The 24,758-nt window shown below is 30.8% G+C and carries 23 protein-coding genes and 1 pseudogene; 12 read left to right on the top strand and 12 right to left on the bottom strand.

Features of this window, described 5'->3' with window-relative positions; genetic code table 11:
- Nucleotides 1–92: 92 nt before the first annotated feature.
- The 5 genes from dnaN to FJR48_RS11870 all read left to right on the top strand — a co-directional run bounded on the left by dnaN (nt 93) and on the right by FJR48_RS11870 (nt 5,873).
- Nucleotides 93–1,160 carry a DNA polymerase III subunit beta gene (gene dnaN, locus FJR48_RS11890; protein ID WP_152308337.1) on the top strand — a complete coding sequence of 356 codons (1,068 nt, stop codon included), beginning with the start codon at nt 93–95 and terminating at the stop codon, nt 1,158–1,160.
- 85 nt (nt 1,161–1,245) lie between these two features.
- A complete protein-coding gene (gene gyrB / locus FJR48_RS11885) occupies nt 1,246–3,558 on the top strand; it encodes a DNA topoisomerase (ATP-hydrolyzing) subunit B (RefSeq protein ID WP_152308336.1) in 2,313 nt (770 codons plus the stop codon).
- Nucleotides 3,559–4,974 carry a bifunctional diguanylate cyclase/phosphodiesterase gene (locus tag FJR48_RS11880; RefSeq protein WP_241856074.1) on the top strand — a complete coding sequence of 472 codons (1,416 nt, stop codon included), beginning with the start codon at nt 3,559–3,561 and terminating at the stop codon, nt 4,972–4,974.
- A 12-nt stretch (nt 4,975–4,986) separates the two neighbouring features.
- Nucleotides 4,987–5,370: a preQ(1) synthase gene (gene queF, locus FJR48_RS11875; RefSeq protein ID WP_152308335.1), complete on the top strand. Its 384-nt coding sequence runs from the start codon at nt 4,987–4,989 to the stop codon at nt 5,368–5,370.
- A gap of 17 nt (nt 5,371–5,387) precedes the next feature.
- Entirely contained in the window at nt 5,388–5,873 is a 486-nt protein-coding gene (locus FJR48_RS11870) for a hypothetical protein (RefSeq protein ID WP_152308334.1), read from the top strand.
- Here FJR48_RS11870 and FJR48_RS11865 read toward each other — a convergent pair.
- On the bottom strand, nt 5,866–7,059 hold the full coding sequence (locus FJR48_RS11865) for a tRNA nucleotidyltransferase/poly(A) polymerase family protein (protein ID WP_152308333.1): 1,194 nt from the start codon (nt 7,057–7,059) through the stop codon (nt 5,866–5,868). The genes FJR48_RS11870 and FJR48_RS11865 overlap by 8 nt on opposite strands.
- Nucleotides 7,060–7,235: 176 nt before the next feature.
- Between FJR48_RS11865 and typA the strand changes: the two genes are divergently transcribed.
- Nucleotides 7,236–9,038, top strand: coding sequence for a translational GTPase TypA (typA, locus tag FJR48_RS11860; RefSeq protein WP_152308332.1), 1,803 nt, complete (start codon nt 7,236–7,238; stop codon nt 9,036–9,038).
- Between the two features lie 30 nt (nt 9,039–9,068).
- Here typA and FJR48_RS11855 read toward each other — a convergent pair whose 3' ends face one another.
- From FJR48_RS11855 to FJR48_RS12565, 3 genes and pseudogenes are all read right to left on the bottom strand, one after another.
- Entirely contained in the window at nt 9,069–9,989 is a 921-nt protein-coding gene (locus FJR48_RS11855; RefSeq protein ID WP_152308331.1) for a bifunctional methionine sulfoxide reductase B/A protein, read from the bottom strand.
- A gap of 128 nt (nt 9,990–10,117) precedes the next feature.
- Nucleotides 10,118–10,456 carry a CZB domain-containing protein gene (locus tag FJR48_RS12570; RefSeq protein WP_241856187.1) on the bottom strand — a complete coding sequence of 113 codons (339 nt, stop codon included), beginning with the start codon at nt 10,454–10,456 and terminating at the stop codon, nt 10,118–10,120.
- A gap of 63 nt (nt 10,457–10,519) precedes the next feature.
- A pseudogene (locus FJR48_RS12565) lies at nt 10,520–11,041 on the bottom strand (methyl-accepting chemotaxis protein); the annotation flags it as partial.
- A 361-nt stretch (nt 11,042–11,402) separates the two neighbouring features.
- Here FJR48_RS12565 and FJR48_RS11845 point away from each other — a divergent pair.
- Nucleotides 11,403–12,425 carry a ribonucleotide-diphosphate reductase subunit beta gene (locus FJR48_RS11845; RefSeq protein ID WP_152308329.1) on the top strand — a complete coding sequence of 341 codons (1,023 nt, stop codon included), beginning with the start codon at nt 11,403–11,405 and terminating at the stop codon, nt 12,423–12,425.
- Here FJR48_RS11845 and FJR48_RS11840 read toward each other — a convergent pair.
- Nucleotides 12,422–13,096 (bottom strand): MerR family transcriptional regulator, encoded by a 675-nt coding sequence (locus tag FJR48_RS11840; protein WP_152308328.1) that lies wholly within the window; start codon nt 13,094–13,096, stop codon nt 12,422–12,424. The genes FJR48_RS11845 and FJR48_RS11840 overlap by 4 nt on opposite strands.
- 98 nt (nt 13,097–13,194) lie before the next feature.
- Between FJR48_RS11840 and FJR48_RS11835 the strand changes: the two genes are divergently transcribed.
- The 5 genes from FJR48_RS11835 to FJR48_RS11815 are packed head-to-tail and all read left to right on the top strand — an operon-like array spanning nt 13,195 to nt 15,995.
- The gene (locus tag FJR48_RS11835; RefSeq protein ID WP_152308327.1) at nt 13,195–13,722 is read left to right on the top strand and encodes a carboxymuconolactone decarboxylase family protein; all 528 of its coding nucleotides are present in this window, start codon (nt 13,195–13,197) and stop codon (nt 13,720–13,722) included.
- A 1-nt stretch (nt 13,723) separates the two neighbouring features.
- A complete protein-coding gene (locus FJR48_RS11830; RefSeq protein WP_152308326.1) occupies nt 13,724–14,152 on the top strand; it encodes a thioredoxin fold domain-containing protein in 429 nt (142 codons plus the stop codon).
- A complete protein-coding gene (locus FJR48_RS11825) occupies nt 14,152–14,592 on the top strand; it encodes a hypothetical protein (protein WP_152308325.1) in 441 nt (146 codons plus the stop codon). Before FJR48_RS11830 ends, FJR48_RS11825 begins: the two co-directional genes overlap by 1 nt.
- Nucleotides 14,593–14,632: 40 nt before the next feature.
- Nucleotides 14,633–15,364, top strand: coding sequence for a carbon-nitrogen hydrolase family protein (locus tag FJR48_RS11820; protein WP_152308324.1), 732 nt, complete (start codon nt 14,633–14,635; stop codon nt 15,362–15,364).
- Nucleotides 15,348–15,995, top strand: a complete 648-nt coding sequence (locus FJR48_RS11815; protein ID WP_188108584.1) for a protein-L-isoaspartate(D-aspartate) O-methyltransferase — start codon at nt 15,348–15,350, stop codon at nt 15,993–15,995. Before FJR48_RS11820 ends, FJR48_RS11815 begins: the two co-directional genes overlap by 17 nt.
- Before the next feature lie 46 nt (nt 15,996–16,041).
- Here the strand turns inward: FJR48_RS11815 and FJR48_RS11810 are convergent, their stop codons facing one another.
- The 7 genes from FJR48_RS11810 to FJR48_RS11780 all read right to left on the bottom strand — a co-directional run bounded on the left by FJR48_RS11810 (nt 16,042) and on the right by FJR48_RS11780 (nt 24,663).
- The gene (locus FJR48_RS11810) at nt 16,042–16,731 is read right to left on the bottom strand and encodes a hypothetical protein (RefSeq protein ID WP_152308322.1); all 690 of its coding nucleotides are present in this window, start codon (nt 16,729–16,731) and stop codon (nt 16,042–16,044) included.
- Between the two features lie 9 nt (nt 16,732–16,740).
- Nucleotides 16,741–17,775: a glycoside hydrolase family 19 protein gene (locus FJR48_RS11805; RefSeq protein ID WP_152308321.1), complete on the bottom strand. Its 1,035-nt coding sequence runs from the start codon at nt 17,773–17,775 to the stop codon at nt 16,741–16,743.
- Nucleotides 17,768–18,532, bottom strand: a complete 765-nt coding sequence (locus tag FJR48_RS11800; RefSeq protein WP_152308320.1) for a bacteriophage T4 gp5 trimerization domain-containing protein — start codon at nt 18,530–18,532, stop codon at nt 17,768–17,770. The genes FJR48_RS11805 and FJR48_RS11800 overlap by 8 nt, the downstream gene beginning before the upstream one ends.
- A gap of 4 nt (nt 18,533–18,536) precedes the next feature.
- Nucleotides 18,537–19,559, bottom strand: coding sequence for a leucine-rich repeat domain-containing protein (locus FJR48_RS11795; protein WP_152308319.1), 1,023 nt, complete (start codon nt 19,557–19,559; stop codon nt 18,537–18,539).
- Complete coding sequence (locus FJR48_RS11790) at nt 19,556–21,382, bottom strand: hypothetical protein (protein WP_152308318.1); 1,827 nt, start codon at nt 21,380–21,382, stop codon at nt 19,556–19,558. The genes FJR48_RS11795 and FJR48_RS11790 overlap by 4 nt, the downstream gene beginning before the upstream one ends.
- Nucleotides 21,376–23,793: a type VI secretion system Vgr family protein gene (locus FJR48_RS11785; protein WP_152308317.1), complete on the bottom strand. Its 2,418-nt coding sequence runs from the start codon at nt 23,791–23,793 to the stop codon at nt 21,376–21,378. The genes FJR48_RS11790 and FJR48_RS11785 overlap by 7 nt, the downstream gene beginning before the upstream one ends.
- Before the next feature lie 180 nt (nt 23,794–23,973).
- Complete coding sequence (locus FJR48_RS11780; RefSeq protein ID WP_152308316.1) at nt 23,974–24,663, bottom strand: hypothetical protein; 690 nt, start codon at nt 24,661–24,663, stop codon at nt 23,974–23,976.
- Nucleotides 24,664–24,758: the final 95 nt, after the last annotated feature.

The following is a 24,758-nucleotide window of genomic DNA, read 5'->3' as shown; positions in this document are numbered from 1 at the left end:
TTCATACTTTAGGGGCTAAAATATGGTTTTCACATATTCACACCACCCTACTACTAATACTAAAAATTTATTAAATATATAGGAATTCACAGATGAAGATTCAAATATCAAAATCTATACTTGAAAACGTTCTTATCCATGCTCAACCCTTCTTAGAAAAAAAAGATACATCTCAAATAACTTCACATGTATATTTAAATGCATCTAACGGTACTTTGACTCTCAAAGCTACCGATTATGAAATAGGTTTTTTAGTAAATACGAATAACCTAAATATTATCGGTGACGGTTCAGCTACTGCCAACGGTAAAAAATTTTTAGATATTATTAGAATTTTAAAAGACGATATGGTTGATTTAGAACTAAAAGGTGATAACCTTCATGTATCTCAATCACATTCTAAATTTAAACTACCTGTATTTTCTTATAATGAATTTCCTGAATTTCCGTCTTATGAGGGTAAAAACCAAATCTCTATAAATTCACATTCACTTATAGAGTCACTTAAAAAAATAACACCGGCTATTGATAACAACAATCCAAAGTTTGAACTAAACGGTGCTTTAATAGATATCAAAGCAAATGAGATAAACTTTGCATCTACCGATACTAGAAGATTAGCAGTTGTAAATATTCCAAATAACGGTTCAAACGAACTCTCTATAATACTTCCTAAAAAAGCTATAGTAGAGATTCAAAAACTGTTTTTTGATGATATTGAACTATATTATGATGATACAAATCTTATAATACATTCAAATCAATACACATTTTTTACAAAACTTATAAACGGTAAGTTTCCAGAGTATTCAAGAATTATCCCAAAAGAGATAGCAAATACTTTAGTTTTACCAAAAGCTCTTATGATTGAATCAATAAAACAGATAACGACTATATCAACAGATTTAAAAATCACTTTTTTAAATGATACGATAACTTTTGAATCATTAAGTGATGATAATATTGAAGCTAAAACGGATATAACGCATACAACAGGTTTTTCTGAACCTTTTTCTTTAGCAATAAATAGCAGATACCTGCTTGATTTTTTAAACTCTATTAACGGTACTGATTTTACTATAGGATTAAATGAGAGTAATCTACCTTTTATTCTAAGTGAAAACAACTTTAAAACTATAGTTATGCCTATAGTTATATAATTTTCAAATATAGCTAAAACTTCTTTTTAGATTAAATTAGATAAAATATCTCCAACTATGCCAAAAATGGTAACTGGAGAGATATATGGAACAAAATTACGGCGCTAGTAATATTAAAGTCCTTAAAGGACTAGAAGCTGTTAGAAAACGTCCCGGTATGTATATTGGTGATACAGGTCATCGTGGTCTTCATCACTTAGTATATGAAGTTATTGACAACTCTATTGATGAGGCTATGGCCGGTCATTGTGATACTATTACCGTAACACTTACAAAAGACGGTAGATGTAGTGTAAGCGATAACGGTCGCGGTATTCCAACCGATATGCACCCGACTGAGAATATGTCTGCAGCTACAGTTGTTTTAACCGTACTTCATGCCGGCGGTAAATTTGATAAAGATACTTATAAAGTCTCAGGTGGTCTTCACGGTGTCGGTGTATCTGTTGTAAATGCATTATCATCTGATCTTCACATGACTATTCACAGAAAAGGTGAAGTTCACGAACAAGACTTTAAGCAAGGTATTCCTCAACAAGCTTTAGAGGTAACAGGTAAGACTCGTAAAACAGGAACAACTATTAGTTTTGCTCCAGATCCATCAATCTTTACAGAAACAGTTATATTTGAGTATGAGTATTTAGCTCGTCGTTTTAAAGAACTTGCATATTTAAATCCTTTTATTACTATAAACTTTGAAGATGAGCGTTCAGGTACAAAAGAGACTTACCATTTTGAAGGTGGTATTGAGCAGTACGTAAGCGATCTTAACAAAAAACAAGAGGTAGCTCAACCTTATTCATTTTCCGGAAAAATTGAAGATATTGAGTTTGATATAGCTCTTATGTATAACGACGGTTACGATGAAAAAGTTGCATCTTTTGTAAATAATATCCGCACACCAAATGGTGGTACACATGAAGCTGGATTTAGAGCGGCGTTAACACGTGTTATATCTACATATAACTCTCAAAACGGTGCGGCTAAAGAGAAAGATGTAAAAATTTCAGGTGATGATACGGGAGAGGGTCTGATAGCTATAGTTTCGGCTCGTGTACCTGAACCTCAGTTTGAAGGTCAAACAAAAGGTAAACTTGGAAATACTTATGTAAGACCGTTGGTTCAAAAATCTTCATATGAAATACTTTCAAAATATTTTGAAGAAAATCCACTGGAAGCTAAAGCTATTGTACAAAAATCTTTAGCTGCGGCTCGTGGTCGTGAAGCAGCTAAAAAAGCTCGTGAACTAACTCGTAGAAAAGATAATATGAGTGTAGGTACACTTCCTGGTAAACTTGCAGATTGTCAGAGCAAAGATGCATCTATATGTGAATTATACCTCGTCGAGGGTGATTCTGCGGGTGGTTCGGCTAAGATGGGTCGTGATCGTGTTTATCAAGCTATTCTACCGCTTAAAGGTAAGATATTAAATGTTGAAAAAGCTCGTTTAGAGAAGATTTTAAAGTCTGATGAGATTACCAATATGATTACGGCTATGGGTTGTGGTATCGGTGATGAATACAATGAAGAAAAACTTCGTTATCATAAAATCATAATAATGACCGATGCCGATGTTGACGGTAGCCACATTCAAACTCTGCTACTAACGTTTTTCTTTAGATATTATCGTCATATTATTGAAAACGGGTATCTCTATCTTGCTCAACCGCCTTTATATCTTTATAAAAAAGGTAAAAAAGAGATATATTTTAAAAATGACAGAATGTTAAATGATTATTTGATTGAAAACGGTGTTGAATCACTGGAAGTAGAATCTATAGGTACTAACGATTTGATAGCTTATTTTAAAATGGTTGATCACTATAGAACTTCTTTGGAAGCGTTAGAGCGTCGTTATGCACTTATAGATTTGATTCGTCATTTTATAGAAAATTCCGACTTAGTAAGTTTAGCTTACGATAAAATGTATATCGAAGTAGAAAAGTTTTTAACAGATGGCGGAAATAATATACTAACAAAAGTTATATCTGAAGATAGCATCCACCTGTTTGTTCAAACAAAAGACGGTATGGAAGAGTTAATGATAAATGATGAACTTTTTGCGGCTCCGCATTTTAATGAAGCAAATTTTGTATATAACAAAATAAAAGAGTGGAATATAAATTTTGAAGATGATGTATTAGAAGTTTTAGAAAATATAACTTCATACGCTAAAAAAGGTGCATATATTCAACGTTATAAAGGTCTTGGTGAGATGAATCCGGATCAATTATGGGAAACTACTATGACACCTGAAAATCGTACGCTTCTCCAAGTTACAATAGAAGATGCAGAAGTTGCATCTGATGCATTTACACTCTTTATGGGTGATGAAGTTGAACCGCGTCGTAATTACATCGAAACTCATGCTAAAGATGTTAAACACTTAGACGTATAGATGCAACTTCCTGAAAAAAAAGAGCGAGAATATCGCTTTAGACTAGCGCTTAGAATGGGTTTACCCATCTTTGCTTTGATGTTTGCTCTTATTTTTCATACGGTTATAACAACTTACAATACGCTAAGCAGTGTATTTTATTTTGAATCTGTAATTGTTTTAACATTCGGTATATATTTTATTTTATACCTTATTTACAGTGGTTTTGACTCTAAAATTACAGATGATGTCTCAAAAGTATTTACGAGAACTTATCTATATAAATATTTAAAAAAAGAACTTGCACGAAACAAAGATTACACATTAATTTTAATATCCGTAGATAACCTTAATGATATAAATAACCGTTATGGAATAAAAAGCGGAGATAGAGTTTTATATGAAGTAGGTTTATGGATAAGTAACTATCTAAATAAAAATAATATTTCTAATTTCCCGATTGGTCATGTAAAAGGCGGTGATTTTATACTTGGCTTAAAAGGAAAAAGTAGTGATTATGAAACACTTTTTGATTTAATGCATCTAAAGACAAGTGAATTTAAAATAGATGAAATAGAGGTAAATATTTTAGGTGCGATAAACGATACCTCATTCTCAAACGATTTGGATTATTTGATAGAGAATCTGTTTGAAATAAAAGAATTTAATAAACATAAACAAGAAGAGATAAAGTACTTTAAAGAAAATATTGAGCCAAATGAACTTGAAAGATATGTTATAAATGCTATAAAATCTCAGAGTTTTATAATTATGAAACAAAATGTATATAATAAAAAAAGCGGAGTAGCTATACAAGAATGCTCGACTAAGTTAAAAGGTTCAGACGGCAAATATATACACCAAAAATCATATATAAAAGCTCTAAACAAATTAAGATTGATGGATGATTTTGACTATATGGTTCTTAAAAAAATTACAGATTTTTGTACAGATGAATGTGAGACGATATTTGCACTAAATATTTCTCCCACATCAATCAGAAACTATAATTTTTTGAGTAAAGTAAAAAATCTTTTAGAAAACAATTCACATATTAAAGACAAAATTATGTTTATACTTAGTGAAAAGGAATATTACTCATATACGCAAAAATATGCCGATACAATTAAAAATATTCGTAATATTGGTATAAAAATATGTATAGATAAGTTTGGTTCTTATAACTCTAGTTTTTTGTATTTTAGGGATTTTAAGGTAGATGCAATTAGAATTGACAGCATATATACAAAAGAGATTTTTAATGAAAATTATTTAAAGATTTTAAATGGATTTTGCACAATGGCAAATCAGAGTGATACAAAAATATGGATGAAGATGATAGAAAATAAAGATATGTTAGAAAAAATTGAAAAGCTAGAGGTAGATTATATACAAGGAAAATATCTATCTGATTTAGAATTAATATATGAAAACTAGTAAGGAATAAAAATGAAATACGGTGAAAAAGAGATTCAAGAATTTGATGTGGAAAAAGATTTGGAAATTTGGCCAAATGAATATAAAAAAGACTATTTGATTAAGATAACGCTTCCGGAGTTTATGTCCTTATGCCCAAGAAGCGGTTATCCTGATTTTGCAACAATATACTTAGAATATACTCCAGATGAGTATATAGTAGAGTTAAAAGCTATAAAACTATATATAAATTCGTTTATGAATAGACATGTATCCCATGAGGGTGCAGCAAATGAGATATATGATTTATTAGATAAAAAGCTAAAACCTAAATATATGAAGATTGTAGCCGATTTTAACCCTAGAGGAAATGTCCATACCGTAATTGAGATAGACAGCCAAAAACTAAAAAAATAACTATAAAGTGATGTAAGATGATGGGTGGAGATATAGATATTTTCTCCAGAATATTGGGGAATATAAAAGGTTCAAAAGATAATCCGAATAATGCAAAATTATTGGAAAAAATATCTAAAATGGATCTCTCAGAAATGAGAATATATGTTAATGGGAAACTTACAGAGTATAAAGTAGATGAATTTGGATTGTCCGAAATTCTTAAAAAACTTACCTTTAAAAATGAAAATACATCACATTATTATATGAATATTGAAGATATGGATTCAAAGAAAAAAAAGATATTTGATTTAATAATTTTAATTTTATCTCATAAAACAGTAAGTATAAATATAATTGAAATCGTTCAAAAGTTTTTAGAAACATATGATGAAATCATACAAAAGTATGATAATGAAAATAAACAAACCTATAAAAGTAAAATAAAAACTGCGATGAAAAAAGCTACGGATATGATTGATTATAAATCTGATATCGTAGATAAGATGCGTACACTTAAATAAAAAGTTTTTTTATTTGAACTTCATATATTAGTTGCAAAATAGAACCAAACTCTTTAGATTCTTTCATACCTATATCTAAAAGGTTATGACCTTGAATAATAGGTTTAATTTTTTTAATCTTATTTATAGTTAGTTCAGATATATTTTTAGCTCTTAAATAAGGCAATAACATATTTAGATTTATATCTTTTAAAACATTATATTTGAGCAGATTCTTACGCGGATTCTCTAAGAAGATATCTACATGGTAAAATGTTTCTAAAATATTTAAAATATTTTTTTTGTTAGTTAATTTATTTATAAAACTCTCTCTGTTGATTCTTTGCATTTTATAACACAGCAAAGCTAACATAATTATTATGTTAGTATTGTTATCTAAATTTGTTTTATCTAAATTGTCTATATATTTTAGTGTATCATTCCAGTCTTTTTTGGATATATTTAATTCATTAAAATATATAAATGCATCTACTTCTTTTAAAAAATTTAAGCCAATAGAGGGTCTTTTTGCTTTTAAAAACAGCTTTTTAAACTCTTCAAATATTCTCTCCCTTGGCAACTCATTTAAAAGGTTTTTTTGACACATTTTAGAGCATATATCTATGAGTTGTTTATCTGCAGTTAAATTAAATCTGGCACAAAATTGCATAGCTCTAAGAACTCTTAAGGGGTCTTCTATGAAAGTTTTTTCATTTACTATTTTTAAAATTTTATTTGAAATATCCTCCAAACCATTATAAGGATCTAGAAGTTTTTTACTAAAAATATCATATCCTATAGAATTAATCGTAAAATCTCTTCTTAAACTTGCAGTTTTAAAATTTAGGTTTGAATAAGTCTGTACACTAAAGCCGGTGTGTCCGGATGAGATTTTATTTTCAGTCCGGGGCATAGAAAAGTCAATATCTAAGTCATCAATTTTTAGTTTGATAACTCCAAAATTTTTTCCTATAATATTTGAATTACCAAATTCAATCAAAATCTGTTGAATATTTTCAATTGAAGTTGCGTTATAAAGCTCAATATCAATATCTTTTGTTAAAACTTGTTTTTTATTTGATGCAGAATTGAAAATATAGTCTCGAATATATCCACCGACTATTATCGGTTTTATATCATATTTATATAATTTATCAAAGATTTTATTTAAAATATTTGGATAATCAATAATAATATTATTTTTCATTTGGTAAATACTGCTTTTTGAGATTTTTGTGTATTTTTCTTAATATTAAATAATTATACCATTAGTTTTACGGGAATATAACTTTTTTTTGGGTATAATCGCGAAAAATATTCTAAAGCGCTCTGTTTCACAGAATATCTTTAGTAAAATTTTCCAAAATATAGAGGAAACAAAATATGCAAAATATTAGAAATATTGCTGTTATTGCTCACGTTGATCATGGTAAAACTACATTGGTTGACGGACTCTTAGAGCAGTCCGGTACATTTGGTGATCACGAACAACATGATGAACGTGCCATGGATAGCAACGATTTAGAAAAAGAGCGTGGAATTACTATTCTTTCAAAGAACACTGCTATACGTTATAAAGATTATAAAATCAATATTATCGATACTCCGGGTCACGCCGATTTTGGTGGTGAGGTTGAACGTGTTTTAAAAATGGTTGACGGTGTGTTAGTGTTAGTAGATGCTTACGAAGGTGTTATGCCACAAACAAAATTTGTTGTTAAAAAAATGTTAGCAATGGGTAAAAAGCCAATTGTTGTAATTAATAAGATTGATAAACCATCGGCTGATCCGGATCGTGTTGTAGATGAGATGTTTGATTTGTTTGCAGATATGGATGCAACCGATGACCAACAAGATTTTCCCGTAATCTATGCAGCTGCTCGTGATGGTATTGCTAAGTTGGATATGGATGAAGAGGGTGGAGATTTTCAATGTATTTTTGAAACTATCTTAGAACATATTCCGGAACCGGAAGGGGATAAAGATAATCCTGCTCAAGCTCAAGTATTTACACTTGATTATGATAATTATGTTGGAAAAATCGGTATAAGTCGTATATTTAACGGTACAATCAAAAAAGGTGATAACGTTATGCTTGCAAAAGCTGACGGCGAAATGGTAAAAGGTCGTATTACCAAACTTATCGGTTTTCATGGACTAAATCGTATGGAAATTGAAGAAGCTGAAGCAGGTGATATCGTTGCAATGGCCGGTTTAGAGACTATTGATGTCGGTGATACTATCTGTGATCCTGTCAATCCGGTTGCACTAGACCCTATGCACATTGAAGAACCTACTCTTACGGTTGTATTTTCTGTTAACGATTCTCCGCTTGCAGGTCAAGAGGGTAAACACGTAACTTCAAACAAGATAAAAGATCGTCTTGAAGCTGAAATGAATACGAATGTTGCAATGAAGTTTGAAGTAGTCGGTGAGGGTAAATTTAAAGTTTCTGGTCGCGGTGAACTTCAAATTACCGTTCTTGCCGAGAATATGCGTCGTGAAGGTTTTGAATTTGGAATTTCTCGTCCTGAAGTTATCCGTAAAGAGATTGAAGGCGTTAAATGTGAACCGTTTGAGCATCTTGTTATTGATGTACCTGAGGAGTTAGGTGGAACTGTAATTGAGCGTCTAGGTAAACGTAAGGCCGAGATGAAATCAATGGTTCCAATGGGTCAAGGTTTCCAGCGTATCGAGTTTGAAATACCTGCTCGTTCATTAATCGGTTTCCGTGGACAGTTTTTAACAGATACAAAAGGTGAGGGTGTAATGAATCACTCATTTATAGAATACCGTCCATTTAGCGGTGAAGTTGAATCTCGTCCATACGGTGCTTTAATCTCAAGCGAAAACGGTGAAGCGGTAGCATATTCTATCTTTAACTTACAAAACCGTGGTGTTATGTATGTAAAACCTCAAACTAAAGTGTATGAGGGTATGATTATCGGTGAACACTCAAAAAGCAACGACTTAACTGTAAACCCTATTAAAGGCAAGCAGCAATCAAACGTACGTTCATCCGGTGCGGACGATGCTATCAAGCTTGTTCCGCCACGTGATATGTCATTAGAGCGTGCATTAGAGTGGATTGAGGATGATGAGCTTTTAGAGATAACTCCCGAGAATGTTCGTATCCGTAAAAAATTCCTTACAGAAACTGAGCGTAAACGCGCATCTAGAAAATAAGAAAAATGCTAGTTACACTTTTAAGTGTAACTAGAAGCGCTTAACATATCCGTGACAATAAGGCAGTGAGCCTTTTTTATTATAATAATTTTGATGAGACTCATCAGCTTCATAAAATTCTTTAGCATCTATTACTTTTGTTACCACGTCATAACCGTTAGATTTTAGTTCTTTTATCAACTCATTAACTATTTCACGTTCATGTGTATTATTTACAAAAATAGCAGATAAATATTGTGCACCGATGTCCGGTCCTTGACCGTTTGCTTGAGTAGGATCGTGTATTTCAAAAAATGTCTTGGCTAGCTGTTTGTAAGATACTTTTGTTTTGTCATATATTACTTCAACCGTTTCAAGATGTCCGGTATCGCTTCTTACAACTTCATAGTAGCTCGGATTTTTTACATGTCCGCCCATAAAACCGGATATTACTTCTTTTACACCGTCAATCTGTTGCATGTAATACTCAACGCCCCAGAAACATCCGCCTGCAAAATATGCTTTTGCTATATTTTCATCGGCTTTTTTTTCTTCAAACTCTATAGAAACGGAATTTACACAGTGACGGGTGTTTTTTCTTGTAAATCCTTCGCCTTCAAAAACATGACCAAGATGTGCACCACAAGTTGCACACACAATCTCTACACGTCTTCCGTCAGCATCAGGTATGCGTTTAACCGCACCTTCTATCTCATCATCAAAACTTGGCCACCCACAGTTAGAGTTAAATTTATCATCTGACTTATAAAGTGGTGTACCGCAGAGTTTACATTTATATATACCGTGTTTTTTATTATCAAGGTATATTCCCGTATAAGGGTGTTCAGTCGCTTTATTTACAATTACATTGTATTCAAGTTCACTAAGAGAATCTGCTTTTTTTTGGTAAGGTTTTAAATCTATTGCTTGCATAGTCGTAAATATTAGTATGAAAAGTATAAAAAATCTCATACCTTCTCCTTTCTTGATTAGAGGAACTCTTAAAAAGAATTCCTTTTCATTAGGTAAAATTATAATATGAAAATTTTATACAAAATGCGTGTAGAATATGTGTATTAAATATATAAGTTTATATTTATTTAGTCCTTATCGTGAAGAATTTTATCTAAGATTTTAAATATATCGTCACTACCCTCTTCCATCTCTTTAAATGCAGCTTTTAAAGCTTCAATATTAGGTTTTTCATCAGTAATTAGGTCAAAAACTTTATGTGTACCGTTATGTACGGTTGAGTGAGGTTTTTCAAGTTCTGCATAGTGAGAGGTATGTGAAAAATTATCTTTACCGTCACCTTCGTAATACCATTTGCCTAAGCGGCAATTATGATGATCTACAAATTTGAACTGCTCTTTTTTGGTTGTAGCTGAATAGTAGGTATTTACTTTCCAAAGAATATGATCTAGTTTAGCAAGCGACATAAAAACTCTATCGGTAGTATAATGTATGTCTTTAAAAGTATCTTGTATCTCGGATGAACTTTCTTGAAGGGAATTATCAAGTTCACTGATAAGAGAGTTTGATCCGTTAACACCCTCTTGCACATCTTTAAACTGTTCACTCATACTATCAACATCTTGTTTCATAGATTGTAAAGAGATGTTGATTTCACTGACGGCTTTATCTGTTCTGTCTGCGAGTTTGCGAACTTCATCTGCAACGACTGCAAAACCACGTCCGTGTTCACCTGCACGTGCAGCTTCTATGGCAGCATTTAGTGCTAGTAAGTTTGTTTGGTCTGAAATATCTTTTATCAGAGTTAAAATATCGGTAATTTCATCTGTTCTTGAAGATAAACTCTCAACAGTATGAACGGACTCATCGGATAATTCATTTAGTTTATCGAGTGTAGTAACGATGTTTTGAGTTTTTTCAGAGATGCTTGAAATATTGGTAACTAATTCTTGTGATTTAAGGACACTTGATTTTGATGACTCTATGGATTCGGCAAGGTTTCCTTGAATATCAACTATATTTGTTTTTAAATGAAGGTTTTGAAAAGACATTAATGCATCCGGCACACTATCATTTTTTTGGTTACCGACATTAGCCATTTGATGTTGAAGTTGTTCTATTTTTTCTATAAGCTCTTCATTTTCTTTTTGCAGTGACAGGTTTTCCTCTTTTAAAAGATTATAATCTCTCGCAGGTACACCGTTATTTCCGAATAATCCCATAACACTATCCTTTGTGATAAGTAAAGAATAACTAAATATATTAACAACCATATTTAATCATAATCAAAGATTATAGCATTTGGCAAATTAAACGAAACTAATATGTTACTAAAACTTTCTATTTAAAAAAGGTTAATCAAATCTTTTCATAGTTATAATAATAGACTTAAAAAATCTATGGAAAAATATTATGGATAGAAAAAAAATATACAACCCTGAATCTAAAGAAAATGTGAATGACAGAAAGATATTTGGCGGTAATCCGACAGGTATTTTTGAGTTAAACAATATTAAGTATCAATGGGCATATAACCTTTGGGAAGTTATGTTAAATAACACGTGGTTTCCTAAAGAAGTTGATATGACTAAAGATGTTAATGACTATAAAAACTTAACAGAATCGGAAAAAGATGCTTATGATAAAGCTCTTTCACAACTTATATTTATGGATTCGCTTCAAACAAATAACTTGATTGACAATGTAAACCCGTATGTAACTTCTCCGGAGATAAACCTAATTCTGGTTCGTCAGTCATTTGAAGAAGCACTTCACTCCCAGTCTTATGCCGTTATGGTTGACTCTATCTCTACAAACTCCGAAGAGATTTATGATTTGTGGCGTCAAGATATGATGTTAAAGACTAAAAACGATGCAATTTTCCGTACATATGATGAATTATCTAAAAATCCGACGGAACACAACTTTGTAAAAGCTTGTTTTGCAAACCAGATTTTAGAAGGTATCTATTTTTATAGCGGTTTTGCTTATATTTACACATTGGCTCGTTCAGGTAAGATGCTTGGAAGTGCTCAGATGATTCGTTTTATCCAAAGAGATGAAGTTACTCACTTGACACTCTTTAAAAACTTGATAAATACACTAAGAAAAGAGAGACCGGACCTTTTTACGGACAAGTTAAAAGCCGAAGTTATAGAGATGTTTAAAGAGGCGGTTGATTTAGAAGTTAAATGGGGTAAATATATTACTCAGGGACAAATTTTAGGTTTAACGGATAATATAGTTGAACAATATATTCAGTATTTAGCCGATGACAGATTAGAATCAGTTGGATTTGAAAAACTATATAATGTAACAAATCCAATTAAATGGGTTGATGACTTTGCTAAGTTTAACGACCAAAAAACAAACTTTTTTGAAGGTACGGTTACCAACTACTCAAAAGGTAGTTTAAGTTTTGACGATGATTTTTAAGAGAGTTCATCTTTAACAGTCTGATGTAAAACTTTATATGTATAACGGCTAAAGATATAATCTTTAGCGTTAAACAAGGCATCAAACATAATTTTCCATAGAGTCGAAAAATTTTCATCATCTTTCACGCTACAAAGTTTTTTTTGCATCTCTTGTTCAAGCAAAGATAATTCTTTTGCATGATGTACGTACTTTTTTATAATATCATATTCAACTCCAACCTCGTTAAAGTTTTCAATCATTCTGATTATAGAGGCTTCTTTTTCCGTAAAATCATTTTCATTAACAGGCATTAATATGCCGTCATTTAAGAGTTTATCAATTAATTGAATGTCAAAATCATAATGATCTATAAATTTGTTTTTAGTATAGTGTTGAGCCCCCGGCGGGATATTTATTAGCGTTTGCATAAGAGGAGCCAACATCGAAGATGAACTTGATATAGATTGATTTTTATTTTGCAGGGCTGCTTTAATTTGTTCGTTTGAACTGCCTATCTCTTGTTGCATATATTTTATATATTTTATCAACTCCAGATGCTCGTCATTGTATCTGTGAACATTTGATTTTAGCTTTTTTGCTTCCGGAAGCAAGCCTTCACGAATATAATATAGTATAGTTGATTTCGGCACGTTTGTTAGTGCTACAAGTTCTGAAATTTTGTATTCCAAGTATAAACCTTTTTAATATTTCTATAAGAATTATAACCTATAATTTTAAACGTTAAGTTTAACTTTACGTTATTATAAATAATTATAAGGAAAAAAATATGGCACATATAAAATTACCGGAATTTGAGGATATGACACCTGCAATTCAGGAAAAAGCTAAACCAATTTTAGAAAAAACGGGAAAACTCGGTGAGATATTTAAACTTTTAGCAGTGGATGAAAAAGTTTATTTTGCAACGGATGAGATGATTCAAAAGTATCTTTTAGATGAGACGCATCTGTCATACGATATTAAAGAAGCAATCGCACTGCTTATATCTATAGAAAATGGATGTAAAATGTGTGTGGATGTTCACAAGGGTATTGCAAAGATGCTTGGACTATCTGATGAGAGAATAGAACAGATTCTACAAGGCGTAGAATCTATAAATACAAGTGATAAAGAAAAAGCTCTTTTAAACTTTTGTATAAAAGCTTCTAAAAAAGATAACTATAAAATCTTAAAAGAGGAGATAGATGCTCTTAAAAATATGGGTTATAGCGATGTTGAGATAATCGAAGCCGTTTCGATTACAGGATATTTTAATTATATAAATACCCTCTCAAATGTTTTTGCATTGAGTTAATATGAAAAATATACTTATATCGGTTTTACTATCTTTGAGTTTGTTTGGTGCAAATATAGATGAATATGCCAAAAGCGAAGGTTTTGAACGTGATTATAAAACAGCTTTAACAAAAGCAAAAAATGCGAACAAGCCTCTTATGATGGTTTTAGGTGCTGATTATTGTCCTTGGTGTAGAAAGTTTGAGCGTAAAACTCTAAGTTCAAAAGATGTGAAAAGTTTTTTAAATAAAGAGCTTATAACTTTAGTAGTAGATAAAAAATTTGATATAGAGAGTTTTCCTGCAAAATTTCAAACAAACGTTACGCCAAGAGTGTTTTTTATAAACCCAAAAACTGAAGAGGATTTTTTTCAAACAGCCGGTTATATAAAAAAGAAAGACTATCTAAAAAAATTAGATGAGATGAAAAAACTATATAAGGGTGAATAATGAAATATTTACTAAGTCTATTATTAACATGTTCACTTTATAGTGCCGGTTTTTGGACGCTTAGCGGTTTAGATAAAGCCAATATATATGTACAAAATAAAGTAGCATACATAAAAGCAGCTACATTAGATACTATCAAAACAAAAATGAAGCAGACACTAGAGAAAAAATCTATTAAGGTGTATGTACAAGATGCACCGACTTTAATGGTATCACTTGAAGAGATAGAGGGTGATGAGACTCACTATATCTATCTAAAACTAGAACTTGGAGAAGAGGTAAAAACTTTCAGAAAGGACTCTACCGAAACTTTTGCCATAACGTTTCAGGTTAGTGACTTTATAGAAACAGATGCAGATGAATTGGATGTCGCTATATTAGAGAGTGTGGATTATCTACTGGCAAAGTTTGTTGAACAACTCCAAGAGGACAAAGAATAGAACATTAAAGTTTTTAAATGTATAATTCATTAAATTATTGATGGAGAATATCATTAAAAACTTATGTTCACTCTCATTTATAACTACACAAAGTTATGAAGAAAATCTACAAACCTTACTTAACTTAGTAAAAGAATCATCTGATGGTTCCATAATCGTAGCGCCTGAAGTTTGTCTAACGGGCTATGATTATGATAATTTTGAAGCTATGTATGAGTTCGCCCCTCATGCTACAAACGAGATAAAAAAAGTCTCTAATGGAAAAATTATTGCACTTACAATGTTAGAAAAACGCGGTGAAGACGTATATAATTTTGCAAAAGTTTTTAAAGACGGGGCGGTTGTGTATGAACAGGCAAAAGCAAAACTATTTAAATTTGGCGATGAACATAAATATATGACGGCAGGTAATGAAGAGGATATAAATATCTTTGAGATAGACGGTATAAAATTCGGATTGCTTATCTGTTTTGAACTTCGTTTTAAAACACTTTGGCAAAAACTTGAAGGTGCAGATGTTATACTTGTACCTGCATGGTGGGGAGAGTTGCGCAGAGAAAATTTTAAAACAATAACACAGGCTTTAGCTGTTATAAACCAGTGTTATTTAGTTGCTAGTGATTCTTTAAATGAAGAGTGTACGGGTGAGAGTGGAATTATAACACCCTTTGGAGAGGTGCAAAGAAATGGGAATAAGCCTTGCTTAAATATCCCATACTCCCCCAAAGAGATAAAAAAAATGAGAAAATATATGGATGTCGGGATTGGATAGAATAACAGCCTCAAAGTCAAAACGTCTTGCAGATGAATGTCATAAAATATTTAATTTAAGTGATGCAGTAAGAGATGCTATAGCAAAAACAAATAGAGAAATCTTTGTTCCAAGCGGTTTTGCACATAGTGCATATAAGCTAGATGCCCTTCCTCTTGGTTCGTCTCAGTGGATAAGCTCACCACTTACGGTTGCTAAAATGAGTGAATATATCGAAGCAAAAAATGCCGATAGAGTTTTAGAGATAGGATGCGGAAGCGGTTATCAGGCTGCCGTGTTATCGCATCTGTTTCGCGGTGTTTTTACTATTGAGAGAATTGAGCCTCTGGCACTTCAAGCTAAACAAAGATTTCGTGATTTGGGTATCCATAATATTCATACCCGAACGGATGACGGTCAAAACGGCTGGATTCAGTATGCACCGTATGATAGGATTCTTTTTTCTGCAACTGCAAAAGAGATACCTGCAAAACTTTTTGAGCAACTTAGTGATGGAGGAGTGCTAGTCGCACCATTGCAAAAAGAAGACAAACAAGTTATAACCCGTTTTAGAAAGATAGGTGAAAATATATTACGTGAAGAGTTAGAGGAATGTGATTTTGTTCCTGTTTTGGATGGTGTTCAGAAATAAGAGCCTGTAAAATAAACTTTAGGTATTTTATATGATTATATTTACTTTACTCAACAGCACTTTTTGGTATCCACGCTTTTATATCTTTGTTACCATGGTATAAAATATTTAACCAATCATTTTTTTCCTCTAATACTTCTACATTATCGCCTTTGATTAGATACATTTTTGTTTTTACATTTGGGGATTTGTAGAGTGGTTGTTTTTTTGGTTGAATGGTTTTTAAATTATTAGTATTTTTTAAAGTTTTCATTATATATTTATTATAAACATTTTCATCTTTAAAATCATATAATGTTAGGACTTCCTGTGTAGGAATATAATTGTAACTTGTTTGAATAATTCCTTGATTATTTGAATCATATATTGTGATGTTTGAAAGTTTAAAATTATGAATATTAAAATATAATGTAATATCCCTTTGAACTCTATCAACATAATTTGAGAAGCATTTAATTTGATAATTTTGATTTTCTATATAAATATCTAAAAACCAAGCAATGTTACTATTTTTACAAAAATACAGTTTTTCATTAAAAATTTGTTTATAATCTTTGTTATCTTTTTGGAATATAATTAATCTATTTTCAATTTCTAAAAGGTTTATTGCAATTATTTGTTCTTTCTTATCCTTAACTATATTATATTGCAAATCTTTATTATTAAGATAATTGTCAAGTTCATCATTTCCTAAGCAAAAACTAAATATAAATAATAAAGCTAAAATATATTTCATAATTTTTCCTTAACTATCTAAAATGCTTTTGATTAAATCAAAATTTTCTTTTCTATCTTCTCTCGATTCTGTATAAGAATTGACAACATTTGTAATCGTATCTACATTTTCCCTATCCCAACCTGCATTATCAGCTTTTACATTTAAATTATTCATTGTCCAATAAGCCATTGAAGAAACCATAGCACCTTCTATTGTCAATATTGATTCAGGATTATTTATAATATCAATATTAGCTTCTGGAGCTTTAGCTTGAATTTCATTGTTTGTGTTTTCATAGTTTGTTCTACCTGTTAATTGAATAAACCCTTTACCTCTAAAATTCCAGCCATCCCCACTTTCTACATTGCCATTACCTAATCTATTTGCATAAGCTCTATTTGCGATAGCCTCTTGATTTGCTTCTTGTCCAATAGAACGAATTGAACCATATAATTCAGCTTCAGAATGATGCTCCAAAAAATATGAAAATGGACCACGGCTTTTCTGTTGTCCATCATCATCTACTATAGATACTCTACTTTTGAGCCTCTTAGCTGAATAATTTAAATTTTCATTTTTAAAGTTTATTGTTTCCCCAACCTCTTCTTTAACCTGAGCAAAAAAATGAGCTACCCTAAGAGGTGTATTTATTTCAAATGCCTGGCAATATTTATTAAATACTTCCAGAACACTTTCTCTTTTTTCATCTGTAGCGTTTGGAAAAATTTGTTTAAACTTATCCAAATCAAGATTACAACCATTTCCAACTTCAAGCATAACCTCTTCATCATAATCAACTTTACCGTCACCGTCTGTATCGATCCAGCCTTTTATGTATTTAATTTGATTCATATCCTCTATATTTAATTCTTCTGCTATATCTTTTATTATAAATGGATATTTTCCTATTTCATTTTCTATAGCTGTTGTATCTTCTTTTACTCCTAATTCTTTTTCATCTTTATCTAAAAGAGTTAGTTTAACATTTATATTATCGCTATTTTTAAATCCATCTGCATCAACTCTTAAAACTATATTTTGTTCTAATCCATATTTATTCATTTTCAAACCTAATACCTTTTAAAACTTTCTCTCTTTCAACCATATTCGCCACAACCCCATCCGATCCACTATTATCCAAGAAGTTAGAAGTGTTGAAATGTATGCCGGATGAGTCTATTGTCAGAGTGTTGCCTCCACATTTAAGGCTTATACCCTCTGTTGCTTCTATCTGGGTTGTTGTTGCAGATTCTGCTTTTACGCTAGAGGTATCTATATGTAGTGAACCTTCTAGGTTTACTCCCATCTCTTTGCCTACTTGTATAAAAAAGTTCTCTAGGTATTTATCTGTTACATCTCCCTCTATGTATGTATGCAGTACTTCTTTTATCTCATCTACTACATCTTGTTCTATAAACTCTCTTTTTGTTTGTTGTACTATAGTTGTGTAGTCTTTTTTTATATTTTGTAGTTTATTCTCTTTTACGGTATGTACTTCTTCTTTAGTTACTGTTTTTATATCGTTTGCTTTTACAGTCCTGTCCGAATTATTTCCTACAGTTTGAGTAAAGTTGTTTTTTACATCATCAGTTTTATTTGTTTGCTTTACACTTTTGTTGTTCTCTACATCCATAGTAAAGTTATGTTTTGCATAGATTTCATAGTCTCTTTGTGCTCTTATAAAAAGAAGTTCATTCTCTTTGGTATCATCAAAGTTTATCTCATTGTATCCAAGTGAATCTTCATATGCAGGTGTTGATGCTGTCCTTATATATGAGTTGTTCTTTTTACTTGGTAGTTTGTGGGCTTGACAGATCAAGTTTTTATAACCCTAACCATCTTTTGTAAAAAGGTTTTAAAGTGCCGTCTTTTTCAAAGCAAGATTTGCCATTTCGTATATCTTGTGTATTTTTTGGTGAACACCATCTAAGTGGTGTATTTCTTGCTCTAAATACTAAATACATTGGATTTACAGCTGTATTTGCCATTATTCCACTAGCATCTGTCACTTTTGTATTTGATATATTAAGTATAGTTAGATTAGATAGTTTTTTTAAAATAGATATATCTTTTATACTTGTATTTTCAAGAAACAACTCTTGCATATTTGGAAAGTTAAGTATAAAGTCAAGATTTGTTATAAGCTTTGCATCATCTAAATCTAATCTTTTTAGTTTTTTAAGATTTGTTAATAAACTCATATCTTGTATTGTGGTAGTTTTAGGAGGGAAAAAAACCATTAGATTTTCAAAATTATTGATTAAATGAAAGTTTTTAACTTTGATACCCCTTAATACTAAAAACTCTAAATTTTTCAAATCTTTTATTTGAGATATATCTACAGTTTCAATATTTTCAATGTAACCATAAGATAATTGTTGTAAAGTTTTAATATTATTTAATGGAGACAAATCTGTAACTTTTGTTTTACTTAAATCTAACTCTTCTAAATACTTTAAATCTTTTAACGGAGTAAGGTCACGTACAGGATTATCATATAAATCTAACTCTTTTAGTTTTGTAAGATGTTTTAAAATTGAAATGTTTTTTACTTTACTTCGTGGAAGAGAGAGAAAGGTAAGGCTTAGAAAAAACTTTAAAGGAGATAAATCTGTAACAGTATAAATATCTGCATCTGCTGAAAAATATTTACTACCAGTTCGAGCATAAAGATAAGCACACATTTGTTCATCGTTTTTTACTCTATTATCTTTAGCTAATGCTTCAAATGTAATTTTCTGAGAAGGTGTTGGATTCTCACACATCTTCATAAACTCTTTTTTGTTTGCTAAATCTCCTGCAAATAAAAAGCTGCTTACTATTAACCCTAAAAAAATCTTTATCATCTTTTAGCTCCTAATCTTTGTAAAAAGTTTTTTACTTCTGGATGAAGTTTTCTTCTACTAGTAGAGTGGGATTCTATAAGAAAGTACTTTAAACTACCTCGCTTTAAGGTATCATTATATGGGTTTTTATCATTATTATTTTCTTCTTGTAAAGAAGTTAGTTTATGTGTACTATCTTCTAATTCTCCAAAGTTTCTTATATTAAATACTGAATTCAGATTTGTTAATAAGTTTCTTAAAAGCTTTAATCGTACATCAACTTCACCTCTAGCTATATATTCAGCCATATCAATTTTAGATATTATATCTGGTAAAGTACTTAGTAGTTCTTGAGCTTTTTTATCATTAGCTATCAGAGTAAATAGTAAATCCAAAAGATTGTATTGTGATGCACTTTGTTCATATCGCTCTTCTATATCTTCTATATATTTTATAAATTTATCATAGTTTTCAGATTCTTTTTTAGAGCTATATATATCATCATCTGTAACATCAATGTTTTTTATCTTACCTTTTAAAAAACTATTTTCAAACTGAATATCAGGTTTGGCATACGTATTATCATAGTAAGCTATATTATGCTGTAGTATTTTATAAAGCATATTCCAAACTGTATTACCTAATTCTTGCAGTGTTGTAGGATTGATATTTAAAAATTTTACTAGGTGAGGAATAAGCTGATTATCTACAAATAATATATCTAAATATTTTAATTTTGAAAAATCGGATTGATCTGTATTATTATTTACAACATCTCGAAGTTTTTTAATTATTTCATCTATATCTTTATCAATAGTATTTATAAATGATTTTAAATTTGAAGCTTCACTGGCTTCTATAATAGTATGCTCTTTTTTATCAACTTGCTTTTTTAAATTTTTATGAGTTACTTCGTAAGTTTTTTGTTCTGAGAGTTGGTCTATAATATTTATAATTTCCATTAAAACTTTTTTCAATTCTAGTAAAAGTTTTTCTGTAGTAAAATTATAAAGTTCCAAACCATCTTCATAACTCATTTGATTATAATCATATGCTCCCCAGGCTGGACTTATAAGTGTTTTAAATTTACTAAATCCACCTGTAAGATTATCAATTGGAAAAGTTTCTATATAGGTTTTAAAATCATTTATAGTTTTTGATAAATCTTTGGTGTCTAATTTTCCAAGTTCGTCTGAAAGTGTTTCCAACGAAAAATCAGCCAGCATCCTTTGTGTAAGATCAAATTTATTGTATAAACTTAATACCTCTGCATCTTCATGAAAAAACTTTTCATTTACTGTTACTTGATGTAGCGTTTTAAAAAAAGGAGTTGAAAGGTAGGTTAAAGATTTTATTTTCCATAGCTCTGGCCATTTATCGCCTAATGTATCTATTTGTTTAGTCATCTCATTGATAACATTCCCACCATGAGAGTGTCCAAGAAGATGAAAGTAGATAGGTTTGTTTTGATAACTTTCTTGATAATAGGCTTCTTCTCCATTGGCTCCACAGAGTCTATTTATTAAATACTCTCCTGCTATCTCTCTATTTTCTTTACTATTATCTCCAGTCCAACCATGAAAAGGGAATAGTACTAAATTCACATATTCATTATCAAACTCTTCCATCTGTTTTTTAAAATCTTTATCCCAATAGTTTACTGGAACATTTGTATAACTTTCATGAGTTTGTTTTGCTAAATCTTGGGAAGTCTCATCTTCATAACTATTTGCATGTTTACTTTTTGCTGTTGTTGAATTTATTGGATCTGTTGTTCCTGCAATTAAAACTAAAATGTTAATTACATCATTTGGTTGCTTGGCATTGTTTGTTTCATCTACCATGATATTAGCCCTTTTAGTTCATAAATATCTTTTATATTTATTTTGTTTTGTTCTTTTAGCTCTTCAAGGTTAAATTCTTGAGAAACTTTTCCATCTGTAACATTTGATGACAATGTTTTAGTTGCTAGTTTATTACCATCTTTATCAAAAATATTTAGTGTTGCTTCTACAGCTTGACCTGAAGGTAAAGTACTTGTTGCGTTTACATATACTAAATCCTCAACTGTTTTAGTGATATAATCTCCATGTCTGTTTGCTAAATGGGTATTAATCACTTCACCTTCTATTCCGACATGATGCGCCACAACCCCATCCGATCCACTATTATCCAAGAAGTTAGAAGTGTTGAAATGTATGCCGGATGAGTCTATTGTCAGAGTGTTGCCTCCACATTTAAGGCTTATACCCTCTGTTGCTTCTATCTGGGTTGTTGTTGCAGATTCTGCTTTTACGCTAGAGGTATCTATATGTAGTGAACCTTCTAGGTTTACTCCCATCTCTTTGCCTACTTGTATAAAAAAGTTCTCTAGGTATTTATCTGTTACATCTCCCTCTATGTATGTATGCAGTACTTCTTTTATCTCATCTACTACATCTTGTTCTATAAACTCTCTTTTTGTTTGTTGTACTATAGTTGTGTAGTCTTTTTTTATATTTTGTAGTTTATTCTCTTTTACGGTATGTACTTCTTCTTTAGTTACTGTTTTTATATCGTTTGCTTTTACAGTCCTGTCCGAATTATTTCCTACAGTTTGAGTAAAGTTGTTTTTTACATCATCAGTTTTATTTGTTTGCTTTACACTTTTGTTGTTCTCTACATCCATAGTAAAGTTATGTTTTGCATAGATTTCATAATCTCTTTGTGCTCTTATAAAAAGAAGTTCATTCTCTTTGGTATCATCAAAGTTTATCTCATTGTATCCAAGTGAATCTTCATATGCAGGTGTTGATGCTGTCCTTATATATGAGTTGTTCTTTTTACTTGGTAGTTTATGGGCTTGTTTATTCTCAGCGTTTGGTAGTGTTTTTAGTATTATCGGTTCATTTGGATTACCATTTTTAAACCCGACCAGTACTTCACTGTTTACCCTTGGTAAAAATAAAAATCCATAGTTGTCTCCTGCGAATGGTTGCATAACCCTTAGGTATGTTGAGAGGGTTTTATTTTTTTCAAAGTGAAACAGCACTCTTACTCTTGCTTTATTATCTACATCTATTTCGTTTGCACTCTCATTAGGTTTAGAACTATTTGCTACTGTTGCACTTAATACACCGTTAATCTTTGGTTTGTTTATTGTTCTTTGTGGTTTATATATTACATCACTAGGTATAGCTTTAAAGTGTGTATAGTATTGTAGTGTACCATCTTGTATATCTTCTGCATACTCCTCTAGTGTATTTGGAAACTTTGCTTGGTACTCTACCTCTGTTATGATTACTTCTTCTTGTTTTAGCTCTTTTTCATTGTGTAGTGTAACTATGCTTGAGTCTTTTAGTGAGAGTTCTTTACTATGTCCTTGTATCTCAAAGCTATCTACATATCCTCTTTGACTATCTATTTGGCTATATCTTTTTAAATCTTTATATAGAGATTCGTTTAGTTCGTTTAACTCATCTTTATCATCATAGAGTTTTAAGTCTTCTCTTAGTTGGGCAGTTTTACTGTTGTCAGCCATACTGCTTTGCATACTATTACCTATTTGTGTACTCATATCAAGAGAAGGTTTATCATAATCATAGAAGTTATTTACTGCATGGCTTGGACTGAAACGTTTAGACTTGTTGAACTCTGCATCTAGTGGTTCTTTATATACACTTGCATGATTGTTTAGTTCACACAGTACTATGGTATATGGATCGTTTGAGCTGTAGTCTATTATTAGTGAGTAGCCTTCATCTTCACATAGCATAGTTATAAACTCTAATGGTGTTTGGTTGTATCTTGTTGTGTACTCTCTTACAGGAGCATTTTGCAGGTCTAGTTTTACATCTATGTTTATATTTAGAAGATGTGTGTATCTGTTTATAATCTCTGAAATAATATCCGGTACTTTTTTATCTAAAAATATCTCATACCCACTGTTTAGTCTTAGGTAGTATAAAGGAGATACTACTTTTATCTTGTAAAGGTATCTACTTGCTACTACAGAATCCTCTTTAGCTTCATATACTTTCCCATATATTTCTTTTACTTCGTTAAAGTCTCTTACATCTGTTAGTGTAACTTGTGCATCGGTATCTACCAACTCCTCTACACTCAACTCAACTTCTGATACAAATACTACTTCATATTCGTATGCTTGATTAACTCCGCTATAACCCTCTAACTCATAGATGCTATAATTCTTATCTTTTAAAAGTATCTTTGCTTTTACTTCTTGATGGAAATTAGTTCTTAGTTTCTTAACCATTTCAAGCAACCTTTTAATATATATTGTTTTTTAAAGTTAATGATTGTATCAAATAAACATTAATAAAACATTTAAATTAATATATTTTAATTAAATCGCATATTTTATATTGTTTTCTGTATGTAAAAATTTTAGGTGGTGGACAGGAGAGGATTTGAAATATACGAGTTTGTAAATAACTTATGATGAAAGCGGAGTTATAAACTCCAGTTTTGCTTTAATTTTATAGCACAAAGGTTTTAAACTTTTAATATTTTCGTATTGTGCGCTTTTGTAAGCCAAACTTATTTCGTTAAAGTAAGCTTTATAGTTTTCTAAATAAGCAAATAACGGTGCTTCAATCTCTTCATCGAGATAAAGTTCGGTGATATTAATCATTATCAGTCTCCATTTTTCATGAAACTTTTTTTCTAGTTTTTCGCTTGGTTTTTTTATAAATCTGGCTTTTGTTTTACTAAGTTCGTACCAAGCATTTAAAATCGGTCTATAACCTATGCCGGCTAGCTTTTTATTAAAATTTTTTAATCCGTTTATAGATTCTTTGTAATGATGGTTAAACTTTGGTGCTTCTAGCTGTAGCTTTTTGTAGATTTTGTTTATTATACTCGAATATTTTTGAAGATAATTTTTTATTTCAATTTTTTCTTTTGAACTTATATCTAACTTGTCGATATGACTGATGGTTGATTTTATACCGCTTTGGTAGTTTGTATATCTTGTATAGTCTCCACGTTTTATTACGGCATTTGCATCACTTATATTTTCTCTAAAGCTGTTTTTGATATTTATTTTTTTCGGTTTTTCTTCTTGGCTAAATATACTTGCATCTAGGTTAAATACAATAAGCAGTGTCAGAATCATACTTTTCATTTTTAGCTCCATTATTTTTTTGAAATAATAAGGAATATCTGTTACCCACTTATTACCAAAAGGTAACATTTTGGAGATAAAATCTTTTAAGCGGA

Source organism: Sulfurimonas lithotrophica (genome assembly GCF_009258225.1).
Lineage (GTDB): Bacteria > Campylobacterota > Campylobacteria > Campylobacterales > Sulfurimonadaceae > Sulfurimonas > Sulfurimonas lithotrophica.
The sequence above is the reverse complement of the archived record's forward strand: the minus strand, read 5'-3'. Positions and strand labels throughout refer to the sequence as shown.